Origin of the sequence: Candidatus Tisiphia endosymbiont of Nemotelus nigrinus (assembly GCF_964026475.1) — a bacterium.
In the GTDB taxonomy this organism is placed as follows: Bacteria; Pseudomonadota; Alphaproteobacteria; order Rickettsiales; family Rickettsiaceae; genus Tisiphia.
Window position 1 is genome coordinate 1,437,318 of record NZ_OZ032151.1, and the last position, 22,390, is coordinate 1,459,707.

Below are 22,390 nucleotides of genomic sequence, written 5' to 3' on the forward strand. Positions count from 1 at the left end.
TAGTCTTTTTACATTAAATCGGTAATTTATAGATAAATCCTAAACCAAACTCTCCAACCCCTATGGTCTTTTTGATAGGAGTTGCTGGTATAAATTTCTGGGTTTTCACATCCAAAGTATCATAGTTAATCTTTATGGAATGAGCAGCTTGTAATTTTGCTGCTATATTAATGCTAAAATTACTAGATAAATCTTTAGAAAGTCCAAGGCCTACCTGCCAAGCAAAACAATTACTACGAGTGGCTCTAATTTTAAAATATTCTACATCCATTAAATCCCAACGAGAAGAAGTAGACCTAATTTTTACTTGGGCAATCCCAGCGCCTAATGTGACAAAAGGAGTTATTTCTTTAATTTGGTCAAAATCATATACAAGATTAAGCATATATACATTGGAAATTATCTTAGTGATACCTGGAGTTTGTGGTATAATTAAACCGGCAACCTCTTGTTGGGGTAAAACATAATGTAGCCGATATTTGGGTTGATGCATTATTGAAAACTCAATAGCCATTTGCGGATAGAAGCTGTAACCAATCTTACCACTATACATCTTAGACCTTTTTAAGGTAAAACCAGTACCTGAACTATGACGAAATTTTTTTACTACCGGTTCTACTATACCAGCTTCCGTCCCAATATAAAAAAATCTCTGCTCAGCTTTAATCTCATCTGCATGAGCCTTAGTAACAACCAATAAGCATATATAAATTGTAAATAATATTTTTTGTAATTTATTCATTATAATTTTATATTTTTATATTTATTAAAAGCGAGGATTATATAATTATCCACTGATAGGTCAATATAAAATTTTATGGCTGCATTTCCAGCAGGGCAGTTTATAAGTCGCAACTAATGATATAAAATACTAGCTGTTTAGCCCCAAGGTGTGATGGTGTATATTATAAACTCATATATGGTATAATACCTTATAGTTTTTATTCTATCATAAAAATTATAAGGACTAACCCGAACATTATATTTTCTTAACAATTAAACTTGCATTAGTTCCACCAAAGCCAAATGAGTTAGAAAGTACGTAATTAATTTTTGCCTTTCTAGCTTCTAAAGGAACTAAGTCTATTTTTGCTTCCGGTATCGATTTATGTAAATTTAGAGTTGGTGGAGCAATTTGATCTCGTATTGCAAGGATTGAATATATTAACTCCACGCTACCAGTTGCTCCAAGCAAATGTCCAATAGACGATTTCGTTGATGACATAAGAACATTTGGCTTGGCATCCAAAAATAATTTTTGAACAGCTAGTAACTCAATAGCATCACCAACTTGGGTAGAAGTACCGTGAGCATTGATATAATCAATAAGACTTGCATCAATTTTTGCATCTTTAAGAGCATAAAACATAGCTTTATAAGCGCCTCTTCCGTCAGGATGAGGTGAAGTCATATGATAAGCATCTCCAGTGGAACCATACCCAATAATTTCAGCATAAATCTTAGCGTTTCTGCTAAGAGCATGTTCATATTCTTCAAGTACTACAACACCAGCTCCTTCTCCCATTATAAATCCATCACGATCTTGATCCCACGGTCTTGATGAGGTTTCAGGTGTAGAATTATATTTAGTAGACAGCGCCCTTGCAGCAACGAATCCTGCCACTCCAACTGGAGTAACCGGAGCTTCAGCTCCGCCAGCAATCATAACATCCACATTACCATATTGAATCATACGCATAGCATCTCCTATGGCATGAGCTCCAGTAGAACAGGCTGTTGCTACTGCTTGATTTGGTCCAGTAAATCCGTATTTAGTGGAAACGTGACCCGAAAGGAGATTAATTAATGAGGCGGGGATAAAAAATGGGCTAACTTTGCCATTATTCTCTTTATGAAACCTTACTGATGTCTCTTCGATCATCTTAAGTCCACCGATTCCTGAACCGAGTATTAAACCTGTCCTATCTCCGGATAATTCATCTTTTACTTGCCATCCACTATCCTCGATTGCCTCGGTAGCTGCTGCAATACCATATTGGATAAATAAGTCCATCTTATGTACATTACGAGGGTCAATAAATCCTTCCGGATTAAAGCCCCTATCAGTTGAATGATCCACAATACCAGCTATTTTACAAGCAAGATTGGAAGTATCAAACCTAGTAATTGTCTTGATACCACTACGTCCCTCTATAATACCATCCCAAGAAGGTTTCACACCGACTCCTAGCGGTGTAATTAGTCCAATGCCGGTTATAACTACTCTTCTAGTTGACATAACTATAACTTACGATTAATTTTTTTTATGATGTATTACGTATTGTATAAGATCGCCAACAGTTAGAATTTTACTAGCATCATCATCTGGTATATCGCATTTATACTTCGCTTCTATTGCCATCATTAATTCAACTATATCTAAACTATCTGCTTTAAGATCTTCAACAAATCTAGATTCAGGAGTAATTAAATCTTTTTTTACTTTTAATGTGTTAGAAACGATTTCAATAACATCCTGTTCGATAGCATTTCCATCCATAATTAGAACCTCATAACATAAATTAAATTTAGTAAAATATTCAAACTCTAGCCACTTATAATGATTTGTATAGAATAAACATAATATCATATATAAGTAAATTTCGAGTAAATCGATACAACAATTTTAAACTTCTAGCATAAAAATATATTTTATGCCAGTGGAAAATAACAAGACAACTTAAGAATGACAATTAATAGTAATAAACGCTTGATTTATTTGAGCAAATAGTTGCGCATTGGCTACGATGGCAAAACAAAACAACAAGCTGTTTTTGGCTCACCACACACTTCATGGCTCGCGATCACTGCTATAAATCAATAATTATTGTGGTTGCCAACCTTACCTTAGCATACATGCCTTTTCTTAATAATGGAGATAATAATGCCAAGCGACAGAAGAATAGTTGTCATAGCCAGTGTAGTATAAGATGGAATATGAATAACATGTTCAGCGAATATTTTTATACCAATAAATATTAATATTAATGCTAGAGAATATTTTATATAACTAAATTGCTTAACAACATTAGCTAAACACAAGAATAAGGCACGTAAACCTAATATGGCAAAAATATTAGAAGTATAAATTATATAAGGATCCTTAGTGATAGCAAATATTGCTGGTATACTATCAATGGCAAACACAATATCCATGACTTCTATCATGATTAATGATGCAAAAAGAGGGGTAATACTAATAGCTTTGTTAGTTTTAATAAAGAATTTGTAACCAGAAATTTTTGGGGTAAGATTAAAGTATTTTTGTAGGATTCTATAAATATACGATTCTTGCACTTTCAACTTTTTATCTGATATATAAAAAGTTTTTACCCCTGTAATTATAAGGATAATCGCAAAAATATATAACAACCAAGAAAATTTTGAGATGACTATGACACCTAAATATATAATTACAGCTCTAGATACTATAACACCCAAAATTCCCAAAAATAATATTCGATGTTGATAGATCAAAGGAATGGAAAAAAATTGAAAAATCATTAAAATAATAAAAATATTATCCAATGACATGGCTTTTTCTATAAAAAAACAAGTGTAATATTCTCGAGCTTTTTCTCCTCCCATATCAAAGAAAATAAAAACACCAAAGAGACCTGCTATAATTAAGTAAAAAAGACTTAAATAAATAGTTTGGCGGAAGGTTAATGCCTCGTTTTCCTTGTTGGCAAAACCAAGATCGTATATTAGTAAACCTACAATCACTATACAAAAAACAATCCACGTCAAAGTATCCTCCTATAATCCACTATAATAATTTGAAGAATTGATTTTCTCAAATATATTGATTTTTTAACTCTATTACTCATAACGTTTATGAATACTACATTTTTTGGTAACGAACTTGACGTATCTAGAGATACAAGGTATAATTATATACTAAATTTCTTTTATAAGATATTAGTGCTAACTATATTTAGTGATATAATATACAAATTAACAAAATAGCAATAGCAGAAAATGTTTAATCAAATTTTAAAAAAATCCCCTTGGGGAGATTCGGAAGAAGAAAACAGTGAATATAATATATTTACTAGACCAAGGAAAAAGAATAAGTTTAACTTTCACGAGTTTTTCAATAACTTTGGTTTCAACAACAATATAATGATATTAGTGTTCTTATCATTAGTTGGCATTTGGTTTGCTTCTGGAATTTATGAGGTTAAGGAAGGAGAAGAAGCCGCCGTAATGAGGTTTGGTAAGTTTGTTCGAAAAGGGTCTCCTGGTTTGAATTATCACCTTCCCCTGCCGTTTGAACAGGTAGTAGTTGAGAAGGTAAACCAATCTCGGAGAATTGAGATTGGTTATAGATCAACAAGTAACCTTAGACCTAATATGGATAGTACAAAAGCTATGACGGCTGAGAGTACAATGCTTACAGGCGATGAGAATATTGTTGCACTCAATTGTGACGTAATGTGGCATATTAGTGATTTGGAAAAATATATTTTTAATATTGTCAATCCAGAAGATTCGGTAAAAACAGTTGCTGAAAGTGCGATAAGAGAAGTGATCGGCAATACTCCTATATCTTCAATATTATCAGACCAAAAACAAGAAATTACTAATAAAATTGAAGCTTTAACCCAGAAAATCCTTGAGCATTATAATGCTGGTGTTGGTATTGAAAAAGTGCAGTTACTAAAAGCTGAACCACCAGCTGAGGTAATCGATGCTTATAGGGATGTACAAACTTCTAAAGCAGATAAAGAACGTGATATAAACCAGGCACAATCATATAATAATAATATTTTGCCTAAAGCTAGGGGTGAAGCGGCTAAAATAGTGCAAGAGGCGGAAGGTTATAGGCAAGAAGTTATCTCAAAGGCTGAGGGGGATAGCAAGAGATTTGCTGCCGTCTATACACAATATGTTGCTAATAAATCGATAACAAAGGATCGTCTTTATCTGGAAACTATAGAAAAAGTTCTAATGGATACCAGTAAGGTTATTATGGGTACTAATGGCGTTTTGCCGCATATGGCAATTCAGCAAAGTAAAATTAAGGAGTAGTGCTAGATGAAGACAATTTATTATATAAGTTTTGTAGCTCTTGGATTATTCTTATCAGTTATTAGTGCTTTGTTTACCGTTGACCAACGTCATTCTGCTGTGGTATTTCAATTCGGTGAAGCGGTAAGGACAATAGAGACTCCTGGATTAAATATCAAAATGCCATTCATTCAAAATGTTGAGTTTTTTGATAAACGTATCTTAAATGTAGAGGTAGAAGCAAAGGAACTAACTGCTTCTGATGGGAAAAGGGTAATCGTCGATGCTTTTGCCAAATTTCGTATTGTTGATCCTGTGACGTTTTACAAAACTGTTCATAACTATCAGGGGGTTAAAATTAGGCTTAATAAAAACCTAGAATCTTCAATGAGAAAAGTTATAGGTAGATTACCTTTAACTAGCCTTCTTACCAATGAAAGGTCTGAGATAATGTCAAATATCTTAAATCAAGTTAATCAAGAGGCAAGAAATTTTGGGCTTGATGTAATTGATGTCAGAATTTTAAGAGCTGATTTGCCAAAAGAAAATAGTGCGGCAATTTATCGCAGTATGCAAACTGCTCGTGAGAAAGAGGCAACTCAAATAAGAGCTGAAGGGCAAGAAGAAGCGGCACGTATAAGATCCAGAGCTGATAAAGAGAGTAAAATATTGCTTGCTGAAGCTTATATGCAATCTCAAATCATCAAAGGGGAGGGGGATAGGGAATCAGCTAAGATATATAACCTTGCTTATTCTGTTGATCCAGAATTTTATAAATTTTATAGATCGTTAGAGGTATATAAAAATACTTTAAAGAAAGATGATACTTCTTTGGTATTGTCTCCAGAGGCAGAGTTATTTAAATATTTAAATTTGGGGAAATGATAATAACTGTAATGATATTACGTCATTGCGAGACCACGTGAGTGGTCGTGGCAATCCGTTTTTGGTCACTTTTGTGGATTGCTTCGTCGACCTGCGGTCTTTCTCGCAATGACATTTTACAGTTAATTAAATAGATGATATGGTTCAAAATATTATTAAGTATAGTAATTTACTGAAATATTTGGTTATAGTTCTTCTGATGAGCCTATGGTTGGCATCTTCTGTTTTGGCTGAAAATATTCCGTTAAATCAAGTTTCATTAACTGAGGATACTGAGGAAGATAGCAATTTACAGTCAGTGGCAGTAAAAGCTGAATCCTATAAATATAGTTTTGCAGATATTGTTGAACCGCTTATTCCAGCTGTAGTAAATGTTTACACGGTACAATATAGTCAAAAATCAGAAGATGCTCATAAAAAATCTTTTGAATATTTTCCGTTTGATTATTTAAATGAGCTTTTGGAGCGTTTTAATCTACCTTTTAATTTTGATGAGATGTATTCAAATCCTAAATCTGTTCCCCTTGGTTCTGGTTTTATTATAGATCAGGCTGGTTTTATTGTTACCAACTATCATGTAGTTGCTAATGCAGATGAGATTCACGTAAAATTAACTGATAATAGAGAGATGTCAGCTAAATTAGTAGGTAGTGATCAAAAAACCGATCTTGCTCTTTTAAAAATTGAGGCAGAAGCTCCTTTGCCTTTTGTAAAATTTGGTGATTCTGGTAAGGCTAGGGTGGGGGATTGGGTTATTGCGATCGGTAATCCTTTTGGTAGACTTGGGGGAACTGTAACTGTTGGTATCATATCTTCAAAAGGACGCGACATTGATAGTGGTATAGTGGATGATTTTATACAAACTGATGCGGCTATTAATAACGGTAATTCTGGTGGACCAATGTTTAATATTAATGGTGAAGTTATAGGAGTCAATACGGTAATGTTTTCACCTTCTGGAACTAATATTGGTATTGGATTTGCCATTCCATCTAATACCACCAAATCAATTATCAACCAATTAAGGCAAAATGGGAAAATTAATCGCGGTGGGCTTGGAGTAATAATTCAAGAAGTAACTAATGAAATAGCTGAAGGATTTGGGCTAAAAGAAACCTCAGGAGCATTAGTAGTTGAAGTGCAAAAAGATGGTTCAGGTGAAAAATTTGGCATAAAGCCTGGAGATGTAATAATAGAGTTTGCTGGACAACCAATAAAAACTCCAAGAAGGTTACAGATACTGGTTGCTGAAGCTACCGTTGATCAAGAAGTAAAAATTGTTGTCATACGTGATGGTAAGAATCAAGAGCTAAATGGTAAGATTAGTCAGGAAGAGGAGTCAGAGCCTATAAAAGTAAGCGATAAGGTAAGTGATAAAGCATCTATTGTAAAAAGTAATATTACTTTCAGTAATTTATCCGATAATCTTAAACGAAAATTTGCCATTGCTAGTAAAGTTAATGGTATTATTGTAACTGACCTTCCTAAGGATGGAAAAAACTATAAATTTAAAATTGGTGATTTAGTAGTATCCTGTAATCAGCAGCCGATAGTTTCGATAGAGCAATTAAATTTATTATATGAGAATGCACGAAATATTAAAAAACAAAATATAATTTTGTTGGTACAGAGACGGGGGATATCTCTGTTTATAGCTTTGCCGGTAACAAATTGACTTATACTCTTCTGCTTTGAAGAATTGGTTTTTGAAAATATCAGGGACTCGCCTACTTTAAGAACGAACAACCGTCATCGCGAGCCACGAAGTGGCGTGGCGATCCAAATAAACAGCGTGCTGTTGCAACTTTTGGATTGCTTCGTCGTCTAAAGTGGCTTCTCGCAATGACGATGGGTGAAAATACTTCTGTCATTGCGAAACCATGTAGTGGTTGCGGCAATCCATTATTCATTAGACTGGATTGCTTCGTCGGCTACGCCTTCTCGCAATGACGCCGGTTATTTTCCCACAACCTTTAAGGGTAAATACTAATTGGGTTAATAATAGACTTACTGCATAAGTCAATCTAGTTGGTGATTTTGTCGTCGAAACTCGCCTCCGCTCCTCACGTACGTCTGTGTACGCGAAGGTAGCAGGCTTCGTTTCTCCTAAAAATCCCTCAACTATCTTTGATTTATGCAGCAAGTCTAATAAATCTGCTTTTTAAATTTTTAAAATATAATTTTCACTATGGATAATAATGTTAAAATATCAGTATTAAGTTTTTATAGTTTCACGAAACTAGAAAATCTTGAAGTTTTACTACCAAAAATTTTACATCTTGGCAAGAAAAGAGGCGTTAGAGGTACTATTCTTTTAGCTCCTGAAGGGTTTAATGGTTCAATTTCTGGTACAAAAGAACAGGTAAGTTTTTTACTAGATGAAATTATCAGCCTTACGTTAGCAGAAGATGTGAATATTAAAATAAATTACTGTGATATCCATCCTTTCCAAAAATTAAGGGTAAGACTTAAAAAAGAAATTATTGCTATGGCAGTTGGAGATATTGATATTGCCAATCTTAAGGGAAAGTATATTGAGCCAAATGATTGGGACAAGTTTATTAGCCAAAATAATGTGGTAGTAATAGATACTAGGAATGACTATGAAGTGTGTATAGGTACTTTTAAGGGTGCTATAGACCCAAAGACCGAGACATTTAAGCAATTCCCAAAATGGGTAGAACAAAATAAAGACTTACTCGTTGGCAAGAAAATAGCGATGTATTGTACTGGTGGAATTAGGTGTGAAAAATCAACAGCCTATTTGAAAAAACTTGGCTTTAATGATGTGTACCATCTTAAAGGGGGGATATTACAATATTTAGAAACTACCCATAATCGTAGCAATCTATGGCAGGGAGAATGTTTTGTATTTGATGATAGGAGAGCTGTAGCAAGTGACTTATCACCAGCTGAAGGGCATTGGTTGCAACGTGGTGACTGATATAGATGTACTCTGTCATTTGAGTATATAGTCTTTCCATCAGAAATGCTAAGAATTAAGAATAAATCAAAAAATTAAAACCTTAACAAAAAATTTTTGCATAAAATTTGGGGATTTGATTTTTGGAGTAAATTTTTTGTTATAAAACGCTAGGTTCTGTGAAGTTTTCTAACGAAGCCATATAAAAGCTCCAACAAATTGCAAAAAAGACAAGAAAGCAGTAGCAGTTTTATCAAATCTCGAAAAAATTCGTCTAAAATGTTTAATTTTACCAAAAAAACATTCGATCGAATGACGTTCTTTATAGATATGTTTATCGTACTCCCTTTGCTGTTTTCGGTTCTTTTTTGATGGAATAACAGCTATACAATTTTGCTCTTCAAGCTGCTCAATAAAAGCATTGCTATCATATGCCTTATCGGCAAGGAGCATAGTATTTTTAATATCTTTAACCAATGAGTTGGCTTGTGTAATGTCATGTCTTTGACCTGCAGTTAAAATAAACTTTAAAGGATTACCAAGAGCGTCAACTAAGGCATGGATTTTAGTAGTAAAACCTCCTTTACTACGCCCTAAAGCTTCTTGATCTTGGCTATCTTTTTTATAACCTGCTGAGCATGCATGGGCACGAACTATAGTAGCGTCAATCATTGTTGATTCCATGTCAGGATTAGCTTGTACTTGCTCAAACAAATCGGTCCATATTCCTTTATTAGACCAAGTTTTAAACCTCATATGCACTGCTCGCCATGAACCATAAACACTCGGTAACAACCGCCATTGGCATCCTGAACGTGTTATGTACCATATTGCTTCAATAAATCGTCTAAGCTTATCCTCATTTCTTGTTTTTATATCTTTTCTTTTTCTTAATATTTCAATAATTTGTTGCCATTCTCTGATTTTTATATGATAATTCATTCCGGTAGTGTTTTTGATTGTCTAAAATAGAAAATACACTACCTCTCCTTCTTTTTAATTTATTTTTTTACAAAACTTCACAGAACCTAATATTTCGGAAATTTTGACATGATGATTTGTTAACGACTTTATAATTATTTGATTAATTATCTTTAACTGATAATTTTATGTAGAAAAATTTGTTTTGAGAAGGTGATTAGCAATACACCGTAAGTTCAATCATACAGCCGAAATTAACGGATTAATGATGTCTCCTATTACCCCTTTCAAGTAGTTTCTGCCAACTCTACCATAATTTTTAAGATGCCCTATTATCGGCTCTATGGCACTCCGTCTCTTGATCATTGCCTTATCATCTGAGGATAGTTTTTTTTCTGCAATATGGGCTATACACCTTACCCTTCTCTTTAAAATTATTCCCCTTATAGCCTAATACTACAGTTGTAGATTCTAAAAACTAGAAATTATCATGACTAAAACTATGATACAGTTGTATATTTATACCTAAATTTTAGCAACAATTGTAAAAAAACACTCAAATTTCCTATAATTTATTCAATCTACCACTGTAGTACTATGGTTCATTTTAGTTAATATAGTATCAGCTCTTTTCTCAAATGCGTCGACCATTTTTTCAGTGGCATCAGCAAAGAATATACCAACTAACTTGTCAACTATGGCAAACTTCATCTTAAAATCAATAAAGAACTCTATTTTACTATTACTATCTTCTTTAGAAAATTGCCATGAATTTTTTAAATATTTAAATGGTCCAGAAATTGCTTCTACTTCAATGTAATAGCTTCGTTTATTCAAATCGTTTGAATAAATAATTTTTGATTTATATTTGTCTGAGAAGCCTTTTAACTGAATTACTAATTCAGCTATAATTTCTCCTTTATTCTCTGAGATGATTCTAGCTGCCCTACACCAAGGTAAGAATTCAGGGTATGACTTAACATCAAGAACTAAGTGAAATACTTCTTGGGCATTATATGGTAGGATTTTAACTTGATGAAAACTTGGCATAAATTTTTTAAAAATCAGTTACCCTACCTTTATGCTGCCAATCCCCATGAATAGTTGGTTCTTGACCTTTAAAACCACCTATTTCCTTTGGCTTTTCTTTTTTATCTTTTATAGTATTATCCATAAATGTACTAGTTTTTTCCTATTACGTCTTTTTATTTGCACCTATAGCTAACCAAAATAACGTTGCCTTAGCTAAGGGTGACAAACATTATCCTGCTAAAACCTTTTTGGGTTAGCTATATGTTAAAAATGTGTAGAAAACTTTAGATGGAAAGTTTGTTTATCATCATAAGGTTTCTTCTTAATTGGCCAAGCCCAGTCCATTCTGATAGGTGCAAAGCGAGTGACCCATATAAAACCTACCCCAACAGAAGCACGAAGCGACTTGTCATTATAAAAACTATCAGCTGTATAAATACTTTTAGAATTTAATCCTACACCCCACAGACTACCAGCATCCATAAAAACAGCACCAGTCAAATTAAAGTCTTCTGGTAAACCGGTTGGGAAGTTAAGTTCTGTTGAAACGGTATAATATTTCTCTCCACCAAGACCTTCATTTGTTCTTTTTTCTCTAGGACCTATCCCACTTGCAGCAAATCCTCTAAGACTATAATCACCCAAATTAAAGCGATCAGAAATTCTGACAGTTTTGCCTCCTATACCCATAATGTTACCGATACTAGTTGAAAGTTTTAAAGTAAACTTATTATTAATAAAAGATTTAAAATACTTACCATCTATGTCATGTTTTAAATATTTATTATTTCCTCCAACACCAGCAAATTCCTGGGTACCACTAATAACATAACCATTTTTAGGAACAATCCTACTATCAAGCTGATCGTAAGTGATAGTATGTCCGATAGCTGATGTAAGGAATTTTCCCATCTGTTCATTTAAGAATATAGAGCTTGAATTGCCTGGAGAGTTTAGTATTTCTCTTTTAATAGTATGATCAATTTCATGACTTAAATCTTCTGCAATATCATAACCAAGAGAAGTTTTAAGTCCTATAGATTTTAACGTATAATTTTGATCTCCTTGTGAAAGGAATGAAGTACCACGACCACTATGATTCTTGAAAGCATTAAAGCCTAGCGATAAGTTTCTATCAAGAAAATGAGGTTCGGTTATACCGCCGTAGTAACTGATACTTTTCTTTCCTACTTGTACTCCAGCATTTAATAATTTTCCGGTACCAATTAAATTGCGTTCCAAGAATGATACACGTCCGAACAATCCTCCTGCTGTGTTATAGCCAGCATCAAAACTAATTGATGATGTTGATTTTTCCTCAACATCAATATTAATATCATATTTATCTCTTCGGGCTGTTGGGGTGACGCTAATAAGTATTTTTTCGAAATAATCTAAATTACGTAAATTTCGTTCACCTTTCTCGATATAAGAACGATTAAATATATCTCCTTCAGAAATTTTAAATTCTCGCCTAATAACTTTATCTTCAGTCTTTAGATTATTAGTAATATTAATTTGATTAATATACACTTTATCTGCCTTATCTATAACAAATTTAACATCGACAGTATGATCAGGATTTTTACTATCTGTATCAGGGTAAACACTAATTCCTGGATACCCCTGACTGGCAAAATGTTCAGAGAGTTTATTGGTTATTTTATTTAAACGATTAATATTGAATGTCTCACCGGAAGTAACATTAATATATTTGTTAATTTCATTTAGATCAATATTAGGTAATTTATGGTCAATAGTAATGTTACCAAAATTATATTTTGCTCCCTCTTCAATAGAATAAGTGATGGTAAAATATTCCTTGGTTTGATTTAGTTCTGCTGTAACAGAAATAACACGGAAATCAGCAAACCCCACTGACTGATAGAATTCCTTTAGCAATTCTTTATCATATTCCAAACGGTCTGGATCGTAGGTATCATTAGTTTCTAAAAAACTAAACCATTTTGATTGTTTCGTTAGGATAACAGATTGTAGTTCATTAGTACGGTAATTATTATTTCCTTGGAAATAAATCTGTTTAACAGTTGTTTTAGGTCCTTCTGCAATATCAAAAGTAACTTTTACTCGGTCATTCTCAAGCTTTTCAATTTGTGGGGTAACAGTTGTCGAATAACGACCGGAGCGTTTGTACATCTCTTTAATTTTTTCGACATCTAGCTGAATTTTAGCCAAACTCATTGATTCGCCAGACATAGTAAGCACTTCTTTTGATAATACGGAGGTTTTGATTTTAGAATTACCTTTGAATATTACCTTAGTAACAAAAGGAGTTTCTGATACAGTAACTATCAAATTACCACCATTTACTAATTTAATAGTTATATTCTCAAATAAAGATGTTGCGTAAAGATTTTTGATGGCCTCATCTTCTTTTGATGCACTATATTCTTCTCCCACTCGAAGTTTTAAGTAATTTTCAATAGTCGAACTTTCAATCCTTTTGTTACCTTGAATAGTGATTTTTTTAACATACTCAGCTGATAAAGCGGAGATATTATATAAAATAGTTGTTGCCAAAATAGCTAGTTTAATGGTCGATTTGACTTTTGTTTTCACAAGAACCTTCTTTATATTTTAATTTTAGAGTAACCAACATGGTTAACTTAATCATTTAAAAACTAAGTTTTTTATATCATTTGACAGAGAAATTACAATAAGAAAAATAATTATCCCCATACCTAATATTAGTATAACATTTTTTATTGCACCACTAAGTGTTTTTCTAAAAATTATTTGATATATTATAAATACTAAATGTCCGCCATCCAAAACTGGAATTGGTAGCAAATTAATTAAACCTAGATTAATTGATATCATAGCGACAAATAGAGCAAAATTTGCTACCCCTTGTTCTAAAGATTTTCCTGATTCTTTAGCAATGGTAATTGGTCCACCAATTTCATTTAACGCTCTTGTCCCCATTAGCATTTGTCCGAAGTGTTTCAAAATTAGATCTGAGATATAAATAACGTCTACAGAACCTTGATAGATACTTTGGAAAATATTCATTTTAATGTAAATAGGTTCATTTCTAGCAATAATTCCTATATAAGGTCTTTTCAGGTTAGCTTGATTATCCATGTTTATCTCTGCAGGAGTTATAGAGATATTAATAACCTTATCATTTCTTTCAACCAAAAGATGGAGAGGTTTGATCCCATTGGTCAATAGATTGCTATGTAAATCAGCAAAATTGTTGATTTTATTATTATTAACTATAATAATTTTATCGTTTTTTGCAAGTCCAGCTAGTTCTGCGGGGGAATTAGCTACCACTTCACCAATTATTGGCGGTATCTCTACTTGACCGTGAGAAAAATAAATAGTTGTGAATATCAGGATGGCTAACAAGTAATTAGCTATAGGTCCAGCTGCTATAATTAAGAACTGGGCATAGAGAGGCTTACTAAGAAAGGCATACTGTGTACGCAAATGCTTTGAAGAATTGCTTTCACAAGAATTGGATTTTTCAGGTGATGTAAGGTCAAATCCATAAATTTTAACATAACCACCGAAGGGTAGAATACAAATCTTCCATTTCACCCCATCTTTGTCTATTTTAGAGAACAGTTCCTTGCCAAAACCTATTGAGAACTCCTCGACCTTTACTCCAAATATTTTAGCTACGTAATAATGACCAAACTCATGAATAAATACTAATAAGCTGATGGTCAGGATAAATCCGAATATTGATAACATACAACTCATTATTTTAAAGAGGTTTACTAAGTTATAGTTTTTTGCTATAGCTATAGAGCAAGTGATAACAAATATTATTTATGTATAGCTAACTCGACTAGGAGACTGTCGGAGATAACTAATTAATTATATTTTGAGCTATTTTTCGGCGAGAATAAATAGGATTTTTGAAGGAATAGTGTATCTATTTCAAGAAAATTCTGTTTATTAGTAGCCAAAAAGAGCCAAATATAGAATTACTTTAGTTATTTTTGACAGCCTCCTAGCTATTGCTCCGTCATTGCGAGGAGTCGTTTTACGGCGACGAAGCAATCCAAGAAAACGATTAGATTTGGATTGCTTCGTCGTGCTTCGCTTCGCTACTCCTCTCAATGAGACGGTAGTTTGTTATCGGATAGCCATACGAACCATTGTCATTCCACGCAAGCAGTAATGTATAATATCCGATGCTGAAGTAGGGATGACATTAACCTGCATTGATATTACTAAATTGAAAAATTTTATGACCTCAACCAAGATTAATACCAAAACAATAGCCCGCATTGCTGCGGTACAAGCAATCTATCAGTATAAACCAAAAAGCCCTGATCAAAACATAGATCGAATCATACAACAAACTATTCAATTTTATCAAGATGAGCGAGCAGCTAATAATTTAACAACTAATTTAAACAAACCAATAAAAGTAAAATTAAGTATAAGCTATTTTGAGTTGTTAGTAAAGTCTGTAGTTGTAAATTTACCTCAAATTGATAAGATGATATCAAGGCATTTAACATCTGAATGGCAACTTACTAGCCTGCCTATTCTACTTCTTGCTCTTTTGCGTGTAGCAATTTGTGAATTACAATTTTTTCCAAATGTGCCAAATAAAGTGGTAATTAATGAATTCACTGATATTACAAGTGATATGTTAAGTGAGAACGAGGTTGGTTTTGTTAATTCTGTATTAGACAAAATTGCCAAAGAATCTAGTGAGGTTATGTCCCATGACGTCTAACATATTAGGTTTTAGAGGTAAGTTTGTTGCCGTTAAAACTGCAAAAAGGCGAAAAACTTCATCAAAACAGTGGCTTGCACGCCAGTTAAATGATCCTTATGTTGCTAAAGCTAAGCTTGATGGTTATAGATCTAGGTCAGCTTATAAGTTGTTAGACATTCATGAGAAATTTAATTTGTTAAAACCAGGGATGAAATTAGTTGATTTAGGGGCTGCACCAGGTGGATGGAGTCAAGTGGCTAGCAAAATTATTAAACCTGATGAGTCTGACGGCAATAATAGCACGATAGTTGCAGTTGATTTGCTTGAGATTGAGCCAATCATCGGTGTACAATGTTTGCAGAAAGACTTTTATGACGAAGACACCAAGGAGATGATTATAAAAATGCTAGATGGCGGTGCTGATATTGTGATGAGTGATATGGCTGCGAACACGACAGGTCATGCAACAACTGATCATATTAGGACTCTTGACTTATGTGAACATGCGATTGACTTTGCCTTAAAAGTCTTAAAGCCGGGCGGGCATTTTATTGCTAAAATTTTCCGAGGTGGCACAGAAAATAGTGTGCTGAACAGAATTAAACTTAATTTTCATAAGGTCAAGCATTTTAAACCATCGTCTAGCCGCAAAGAGTCAGTAGAGGTTTATTTAATCGCTTTAAGTAGGAAATCTATCTTGTAACTAACCTCAGTTCGATATAAGCACCAATGTTTAGGCTTATATCGAACTGGCTTTGTCTACAAACTTTTTGATGGAGCGACTATATCACTAACGATAGGAGCAAATTCTTTAACTACAGCTTTATAAAGTTTGCGTTTAAATGGAATTATAATTGACAATAATTCGTCAAACTTAACCCAACGCCATTCCTCAAATTCTGGATTACTAGTGTTAATATTAATATCTTCATTAGTACCCGTAAACCTAATTAAAAACCATTTTTGTTTTTGACCCCGGAAATTACCATCCCATAATTTAGGTATTAAAATTTTAGGCACGTCATAACTATACCAATACCTGCTTTCTGCAAGAATATACCCTTTGTTGGAACCTATCTCTTCTGACATTTCTCTAAGGGCAGCAACACTGGGTGTTTCTCCTAAGTCTATACCACCTTGGGGCATTTGCCAAGCTGGTATTTTAGTATCTATTCTTTTACCAACAAATACTTTATTAGTACCATCAATTATCATCATACCTACACTTGGTCTATATGGTAATTCATGGTAACATTTACGAAGAGTTTTATTTTTCATGATCTTAGTTTTGTATGGATGGCAGATTAGCAAAATGCCCACCTCACAACCTAGTATAATTGATTACTCTTTATTTGTGTACCTAAATTATTAATCCTTAAGTTATTTTAATCACTCTATTCCTTCCTTGTTCTTTTCCTTGATATAAAGCTTTGTCAGCACGCCCTATAAAATCAGTAAGAGTTTCCCCAATTTTGTATTCAGTTACTCCTATTGAGATAGTTTTTTTAATAGGAGATTCTTGAGTTTTAACTGTAAATTCGATAGATTCCACTGTTGTTCTTAGCCGTTCCCCTACATACATAGCTTCGTCAATCGTTATATCATTTAACAGGATAGCAAATTCCTCACCACCATATCTAGCAATTAAGTCTGTAACCCTAAAAATGTTTTTCATAACATTAGTAATGGTTTTTAGCACTATATCTCCTGCTTGGTGACCATAAGTATCATTAACTTGTTTAAAATGATCAATATCACACATAAGTAAGCATAAGGGTCTTTTGCTATCAGTAGCTTTTTTTACCATTTGTTTTATGTGTGTATCAAAATAATGACGGTTAAACATACCAGTCAAACCGTCTTTAATCGATAAATTTACGCTTAACTCTAAATCATTACGTAATTTATCTTGATAAAGTTTCCTTTTCAATTGAGTTCTGATCCTAGCTAATAACTCATTTTTGTCGACTGGATACATAAAATAATCATTAATACCCAGTTCTAAACCCTTGATCACCATTGATCTATTTTCTTCTTCGGCTTGTAATATTAGTACTATGTCATGAAATTTAGCATTAGAACGTAACATCATGCCTATTCGCAAAGGATCCCCTTGCTCTAATTGGCAGCTAATGATTACTAAATCTGGAATATATTCGGTATCTTCCTCCAATTCATTAATATCAGATATTATTTTGATATTTGTGGTAAGAGTTAGAAGCATTTTATGTATATTTCTTGCCTGCACTATGTCATCGTTAATTAACAATATTTTGTTATCTGAGAAATTATCTTGTATTTCTATGACAGACCCCCCTAATTCGGCATTAGTAGTGTTTCTCAGTTTCAGTTCATCAATAACCGCCTTCATTCGAGCAAGAGATCGTACCCTAGCAAAAAGAGCCACATCAACGATAGGTTTTGTTAAGAATTCGTCAGCTCCAGCTTCAAGACCTCTTATGCGATCTTCAGTATCAGAAAGGGCTGTAACCATAATAACTGGTATATGCATGGTGTACGGATTAGACTTAATTTTTCTACAAGTTTCAAATCCGTCCATATCAGGCATCATGGCATCAAGCAATACAATATCAATCCTATTAGTGGTAAGAATATTTAGAGCATCCTTGCCGTTATTGACACTAAATACTGTGTAATATTCTCCTAAAAGTTTAGCTTCCAGTAATTTAACATTTGATTCTATATCATCAACTACTAGTACATTGGCAGTCATAAAATAAATATATTCTCTTTGATATTTCTTAATAATGTTTTTATTGTATCATAAATTTTTGCGGCACTAAGTAATTTTACTAAATTATTATTACTTAAATATACTTGTGTTTATAGCAGTTATTGTATATTCTTCCTAACAAATTCATGTCATCGTAGTTCAGTAAATTCAGGATTGGCTAAGAATAATTATATTTTAAATAAGTGATAATAATATGAAAATTTCAGCAAATGCTATTAGAGCTGGTAACATTATAGTGTATAATGATGAGTTATGGGTTGTGCATAAGACGCCTGAACACACTAAACCTGGTAAAGGTGGGGCTTATGTACAAGTAGAGATGAAAAACTTTAAAACTGGTACAAAGCTTAATGAGCGGTTTAATTCATCCGACTATGTTGAAAAAGCACAGCTTGATAATAAAGATTTACAATTCCTATATTTTGAGGAAGATAATCTAGTGTTAATGGATAATGAAACATTTGAACAAATTTTACTTAATAAGTCAATTCTTGGCGAAAGCTTGCCATTTCTTGAGGATAATATGGTACTAAAGGTGCAGTTTTATGAGGAAAAAGCTTTAAGCGCTGAATTACCGCAAACTGTTATTGCTGAAATTATGCAAACTGATCCTGTAATTAAAGGCTCTATGGTAACATCTTCTTATAAACCAGCGATTTTAACTAATGGAGTAAAAGTAATGGTACCACCTTATTTAGTGATAGGTGAAAAAATAGTGGTAAAAATTGAAGATATGAGCTTTGTTGAGAGAGCTAAGTAATAGTGTATGCAACAACCGATAACTAGCTTACTTATTACTGCGTCACGCAAAGCTGTTAAGTTTTTGCATAGAGATTTTTTGGAGCTAGAAATGCTTCAGAGATCTAGTAAGGGAAACTATGATTTTTGCAACAAAGCTTATGTTAAAGCACAAGATTTATTACACAATGAGTTGCAACAATATACAAGTGCGTTATTCTTTCCAGAGGATAAGTTTGAACCGGATAATGCTTGTGAGATGGTTTTATTAATAAATCCTCTGGATGGTTTTAGTAATTTAGAGAAGAGCCTACCATTTTTTGCTGTATCTATAACATGTTTAAAGAAGATTAACAACATTTTAACCGCGACATGTACGGTGATAAATTTTCCGGCCCTTGATGAGATTTATTATGTTGAGAAAGGAAGAGGGGTATGGTCAGAAAATAATACTGCTAATAATAGTAGATTGAGGGTTTCTGGTTGTGCTAGTGTTGATAATTTTCTAATTTCTGCCGATGACTTTAATATCAACCCAGTTTTCTTAAAAAATGCTAGGGTTTTTGGTTGTCATTGTTATGGAATGTCACTACTGGCGGCTGGTAAGATTGATGCTGTTTATTTTTCGTCGTTAAATTACACTTTAAAAGCTGGTTTCGATCTAATCGTCCGAGAAGCAGGTGGAGCGATAATAAATAATGATAGAATGTTTATTGCTACTAATTATGAACTTTCTAAGAAATTTGAACATTTATTAACAGAAAAACATCTACTTGAGTAATACATCTTACACATGGTTTACGTAAGATGAGCGAGTAATTAAATTTTTGAAAAAAATTTTAATCTTTGTTACTATTGTAGTTGAATTTTTATATATAAGGTAGTTTTTTTCTGTGTTTTGAACTATTATAATTATATAAACAATAAAGAACAGTATAATTAGTATGAATAATAAGCCGTTAGTTAGTTTTGACTATGCTATCAAATATCTTCTAAAAGATAAAGGGGATTATAGTATAGTAGAAGGCTTTATCTCTGGTCTTCTTAAAACTAAGGGGTATAAAGATGTTAAAATAATATCTCTTCTTGAAAGTGAAAGTAACAAAGAAGATAGTAAAAGCAAAAGAAGCCTAGCTGATTTAATCGTTGAAGATGACGAACACCATAAATATATTATTGAAATCGAGCGTAATGTTCAGGAATCATTTATCCATAAAGCTTGTTTTAATACTTCAAGACTTATCGTGGATAATCTTGCACAAGGAGCGGACTATACACAAATTATCAAAATATTTCATATTTCTCTACTTTATTTTCCTATAGGTAATGGCAATGGTACTATTTACCATGGTAAAACTATTATTCACAAAATAGAGACTAATGAACGTTTAACTGTCCATATTAAGAATAAAGAAACTGACGAAATTTTTAATGCTACCAATATTTTACCAGAATATTTCTATATATCAGTGCCGCTGTTTAATGATCGTCTAGAAAAAGAGATCGATGATTGGCTGCATGTCATGAAATATGATGAAGTACCAAAAAATTATCATTCGCCTTATATGAGTCAAGTAGCAGAAAAGCTTAGTATCCTAAGAATGACTTCTGAAGAAAGGGCAAGCTATTTCTATTACCAGAAACAGATTTATACTGATAGAGATGAACTAAGAACTGCTGAAGCAATAGGAGAAGCTACGGGGGAAGCTAGAGGGGAAGCTAGAGGAAGAATAGAAATAGCAAAAAAAATGATAGCTAAAGGTAAATCAATTGAAGAAATAATGGAACTTACTGATCTCGCCAAGGAACAAATAGAAAAATTAAAATTGCCATAACAGGTTTGTGGTAATAGACGATAATATTCTAATAATTCAATACGATATTATGTTATGAAAAAATTTACTGTTAATTGTGATTTTGGCGGGCAAATGGCACCGTTCACCATATATGTAGGACAACCTGAGCCGGGACACCATCCTTTGCATTTTCAGGATGACTGGTTATCAAAGCAACGTGGTGGAAAAATACCAGCAGAGGTAATGGATGCAATAACTAAACTACAAGAACTGGCTAATAAGAATAATGTATTACTTGAGGAATTATGTGTGTACGCTCTTGGTTCAGCACAAGAAGAAGATGATAGAGCTGAAAAAAATGAAGAATCAGAAAATAATAATGACGAACAGGATAATAATTAGGATGGTGGTGGTGTATGAGTAGCAGGGCTGTTTAAAATTGCAGCTAATGATAGAAAGCGTAAATTACCGAAATAAATAGTTGCCATCGCGAGCCACAAAGTGGTGTGGCACTCCAAATAAACAGCTGACTAGTTTTATTTTTTACCGCTGCAATTTTTGGATTGCCGCGTCGCCGCTTTGCGGCGTCTCGCAATGACGCTAGTTTACCATGGCCAAATGTTAATCGGGTTAGCTATAGTAATAAAAAAATAAAATTTAAATGCAATTACCTATTAGTGCTATTAATAATTAATGTATAGTAAAGCTATATTATAGCTAACCCGAATAAGTTATGATATTGTTATAAGTTTCTAGATGTCATTGCGAGGAGGTGTAAGCCGACGAAGCAATCCAATCTAATGAATAATGGATTGCCACTACACTTACGTGGTTTCGCAATGACGAGAGGTTATCTAAAATCTTAACGTGTTAGCTATAAAATAATAACAATTAGAGTAGAGAGAATGAAACAGTATAACGATTTGTCGAAGATTATTCATCGAGAAGGTTACATATTTATTGTAAGCTTTGCAGTGATAACTTTTTTACTTTTTACTGTCCATAATACCTTTGGGTATATAGGATTGGTTATGACAATTTGGTGTATATATTTTTTTAGAAATCCGGATCGCTTTACCCCTATTAGTGATGATTTGGTGGTCAGCCCAGCAGATGGAATAGTGCAGAAAATAACTGAAGCAATTCCACCGATAGAACTTGGTCTTGGTGAACAGGAGATGATAAGGGTTAGCATTTTTTTGAATATTTTTAATATTCATGTAAATCGTATTCCGGCTAATGGCAAGATTTTATCTCTACATTATAATCCGGGGAAATTTTTCAATGCTTCTCTCGATAAAGCAAGTATCTATAATGAACGTCAATCTGTTCTAATGGAAACAAAGAATGGTCATAAAATTGCTTTTGTACAAATAGCGGGATTAATAGCTAGAAGGATAATATGTGATTTAGAAGAAGATACTGAGGTTAGAATTGGTGATAGATATGGTATTATCCGTTTTGGTAGCAGAGCTGATGTCTACTTGCCACTTAAAACTACACTTTGTGTTACCGAAGGACAAACTTCAGTTGGTGGAGAAACTATTATTGCTGATTTTAGGAACAAAAAAACATCTGAACTTAATTTTGAAAGAAGGTAATATTATTACTACTTTAATATT

General features: G+C 33.1%; 22 protein-coding genes and 1 pseudogene. 11 read left to right on the top strand and 12 right to left on the bottom strand.

Annotated features, from left to right (window positions below; all coding sequences use genetic code 11):
* Positions 1-13: 13 nt before the first annotated feature.
* From AAGD39_RS06805 to AAGD39_RS06820, 4 genes are all read right to left on the bottom strand, one after another.
* Positions 14-742, bottom strand: coding sequence for an outer membrane protein (locus tag AAGD39_RS06805; protein ID WP_341756591.1), 729 nt, complete (start codon positions 740-742; stop codon positions 14-16).
* A 237-nt stretch (positions 743-979) separates the two neighbouring features.
* Positions 980-2,239, bottom strand: a complete 1,260-nt coding sequence (gene fabF / locus AAGD39_RS06810; RefSeq protein ID WP_341756592.1) for a beta-ketoacyl-ACP synthase II — start codon at positions 2,237-2,239, stop codon at positions 980-982.
* A gap of 15 nt (positions 2,240-2,254) precedes the next feature.
* A complete protein-coding gene (gene acpP, locus AAGD39_RS06815; RefSeq protein ID WP_341757263.1) occupies positions 2,255-2,500 on the bottom strand; it encodes an acyl carrier protein in 246 nt (81 codons plus the stop codon).
* Between the two features lie 347 nt (positions 2,501-2,847).
* Complete coding sequence (locus tag AAGD39_RS06820; RefSeq protein WP_341756593.1) at positions 2,848-3,750, bottom strand: TerC/Alx family metal homeostasis membrane protein; 903 nt, start codon at positions 3,748-3,750, stop codon at positions 2,848-2,850.
* A 231-nt stretch (positions 3,751-3,981) separates the two neighbouring features.
* Here AAGD39_RS06820 and hflK point away from each other — a divergent pair, with 231 nt between their 5' ends.
* From hflK to AAGD39_RS06835, 3 genes are all read left to right on the top strand, one after another.
* Positions 3,982-5,034, top strand: a complete 1,053-nt coding sequence (hflK, locus tag AAGD39_RS06825) for an FtsH protease activity modulator HflK (protein ID WP_341756594.1) — start codon at positions 3,982-3,984, stop codon at positions 5,032-5,034.
* Between the two features lie 6 nt (positions 5,035-5,040).
* On the top strand, positions 5,041-5,898 hold the full coding sequence (hflC, locus tag AAGD39_RS06830; protein ID WP_341756595.1) for a protease modulator HflC: 858 nt from the start codon (positions 5,041-5,043) through the stop codon (positions 5,896-5,898).
* A 139-nt stretch (positions 5,899-6,037) separates the two neighbouring features.
* Positions 6,038-7,573, top strand: coding sequence for a Do family serine endopeptidase (locus AAGD39_RS06835; protein WP_341756596.1), 1,536 nt, complete (start codon positions 6,038-6,040; stop codon positions 7,571-7,573).
* Between the two features lie 234 nt (positions 7,574-7,807).
* On the opposite strand, the gene AAGD39_RS06840 is transcribed toward AAGD39_RS06835, so the two are convergent.
* Positions 7,808-8,041, bottom strand: coding sequence for a hypothetical protein (locus tag AAGD39_RS06840; protein WP_341756597.1), 234 nt, complete (start codon positions 8,039-8,041; stop codon positions 7,808-7,810).
* 45 nt (positions 8,042-8,086) lie between these two features.
* On the opposite strand from AAGD39_RS06840, the gene AAGD39_RS06845 reads away from it, so the two are divergent.
* Positions 8,087-8,842, top strand: coding sequence for a rhodanese-like domain-containing protein (locus AAGD39_RS06845; RefSeq protein WP_341756598.1), 756 nt, complete (start codon positions 8,087-8,089; stop codon positions 8,840-8,842).
* Positions 8,843-9,010: 168 nt separating this feature from the next.
* On the opposite strand, the gene AAGD39_RS06850 is transcribed toward AAGD39_RS06845, so the two are convergent.
* The 5 genes and pseudogenes from AAGD39_RS06850 to rseP form a co-directional block, all read right to left on the bottom strand.
* Positions 9,011-9,763: an IS5 family transposase gene (locus tag AAGD39_RS06850; protein WP_341756107.1), complete on the bottom strand. Its 753-nt coding sequence runs from the start codon at positions 9,761-9,763 to the stop codon at positions 9,011-9,013.
* Positions 9,764-10,318: 555 nt separating this feature from the next.
* Positions 10,319-10,792: a type II toxin-antitoxin system RatA family toxin gene (locus AAGD39_RS06855; RefSeq protein WP_341756599.1), complete on the bottom strand. Its 474-nt coding sequence runs from the start codon at positions 10,790-10,792 to the stop codon at positions 10,319-10,321.
* A 7-nt stretch (positions 10,793-10,799) separates the two neighbouring features.
* Positions 10,800-10,886 (bottom strand): annotated as a pseudogene (locus AAGD39_RS06860) (DUF1674 domain-containing protein); the annotation flags it as partial.
* A gap of 152 nt (positions 10,887-11,038) precedes the next feature.
* On the bottom strand, positions 11,039-13,354 hold the full coding sequence (gene bamA / locus AAGD39_RS06865; RefSeq protein WP_341756600.1) for an outer membrane protein assembly factor BamA: 2,316 nt from the start codon (positions 13,352-13,354) through the stop codon (positions 11,039-11,041).
* A 51-nt stretch (positions 13,355-13,405) separates the two neighbouring features.
* On the bottom strand, positions 13,406-14,497 hold the full coding sequence (gene rseP, locus AAGD39_RS06870; protein WP_341756601.1) for an RIP metalloprotease RseP: 1,092 nt from the start codon (positions 14,495-14,497) through the stop codon (positions 13,406-13,408).
* Between the two features lie 502 nt (positions 14,498-14,999).
* Here rseP and nusB point away from each other — a divergent pair.
* Both nusB and AAGD39_RS06880 read left to right on the top strand, forming a co-directional pair.
* Entirely contained in the window at positions 15,000-15,497 is a 498-nt protein-coding gene (gene nusB / locus AAGD39_RS06875; RefSeq protein ID WP_341757264.1) for a transcription antitermination factor NusB, read from the top strand.
* The gene (locus AAGD39_RS06880) at positions 15,487-16,182 is read left to right on the top strand and encodes an RlmE family RNA methyltransferase (protein ID WP_341756602.1); all 696 of its coding nucleotides are present in this window, start codon (positions 15,487-15,489) and stop codon (positions 16,180-16,182) included. The genes nusB and AAGD39_RS06880 overlap by 11 nt, the downstream gene beginning before the upstream one ends.
* A gap of 56 nt (positions 16,183-16,238) precedes the next feature.
* Here AAGD39_RS06880 and AAGD39_RS06885 read toward each other — a convergent pair whose 3' ends face one another.
* Positions 16,239-16,757, bottom strand: a complete 519-nt coding sequence (locus tag AAGD39_RS06885) for an RNA pyrophosphohydrolase (protein WP_341756603.1) — start codon at positions 16,755-16,757, stop codon at positions 16,239-16,241.
* A 97-nt stretch (positions 16,758-16,854) separates the two neighbouring features.
* Positions 16,855-18,213 (bottom strand): PleD family two-component system response regulator, encoded by a 1,359-nt coding sequence (locus tag AAGD39_RS06890; RefSeq protein WP_341756604.1) that lies wholly within the window; start codon positions 18,211-18,213, stop codon positions 16,855-16,857.
* Positions 18,214-18,427: 214 nt separating this feature from the next.
* Here AAGD39_RS06890 and efp point away from each other — a divergent pair, with 214 nt between their 5' ends.
* From efp to AAGD39_RS06915, 5 genes are all read left to right on the top strand, one after another.
* Positions 18,428-18,994 (top strand): elongation factor P, encoded by a 567-nt coding sequence (efp, locus tag AAGD39_RS06895; RefSeq protein WP_341756605.1) that lies wholly within the window; start codon positions 18,428-18,430, stop codon positions 18,992-18,994.
* Between the two features lie 6 nt (positions 18,995-19,000).
* Positions 19,001-19,753 carry an inositol monophosphatase family protein gene (locus tag AAGD39_RS06900; RefSeq protein WP_341756606.1) on the top strand — a complete coding sequence of 251 codons (753 nt, stop codon included), beginning with the start codon at positions 19,001-19,003 and terminating at the stop codon, positions 19,751-19,753.
* A 163-nt stretch (positions 19,754-19,916) separates the two neighbouring features.
* Complete coding sequence (locus AAGD39_RS06905) at positions 19,917-20,807, top strand: Rpn family recombination-promoting nuclease/putative transposase (protein WP_341756607.1); 891 nt, start codon at positions 19,917-19,919, stop codon at positions 20,805-20,807.
* Positions 20,808-20,861: 54 nt separating this feature from the next.
* Entirely contained in the window at positions 20,862-21,170 is a 309-nt protein-coding gene (locus AAGD39_RS06910; RefSeq protein ID WP_375318757.1) for a DUF2610 domain-containing protein, read from the top strand.
* 503 nt (positions 21,171-21,673) lie between these two features.
* Entirely contained in the window at positions 21,674-22,369 is a 696-nt protein-coding gene (locus AAGD39_RS06915; protein WP_341756608.1) for a phosphatidylserine decarboxylase, read from the top strand.
* Positions 22,370-22,390 lie beyond the last annotated feature (21 nt).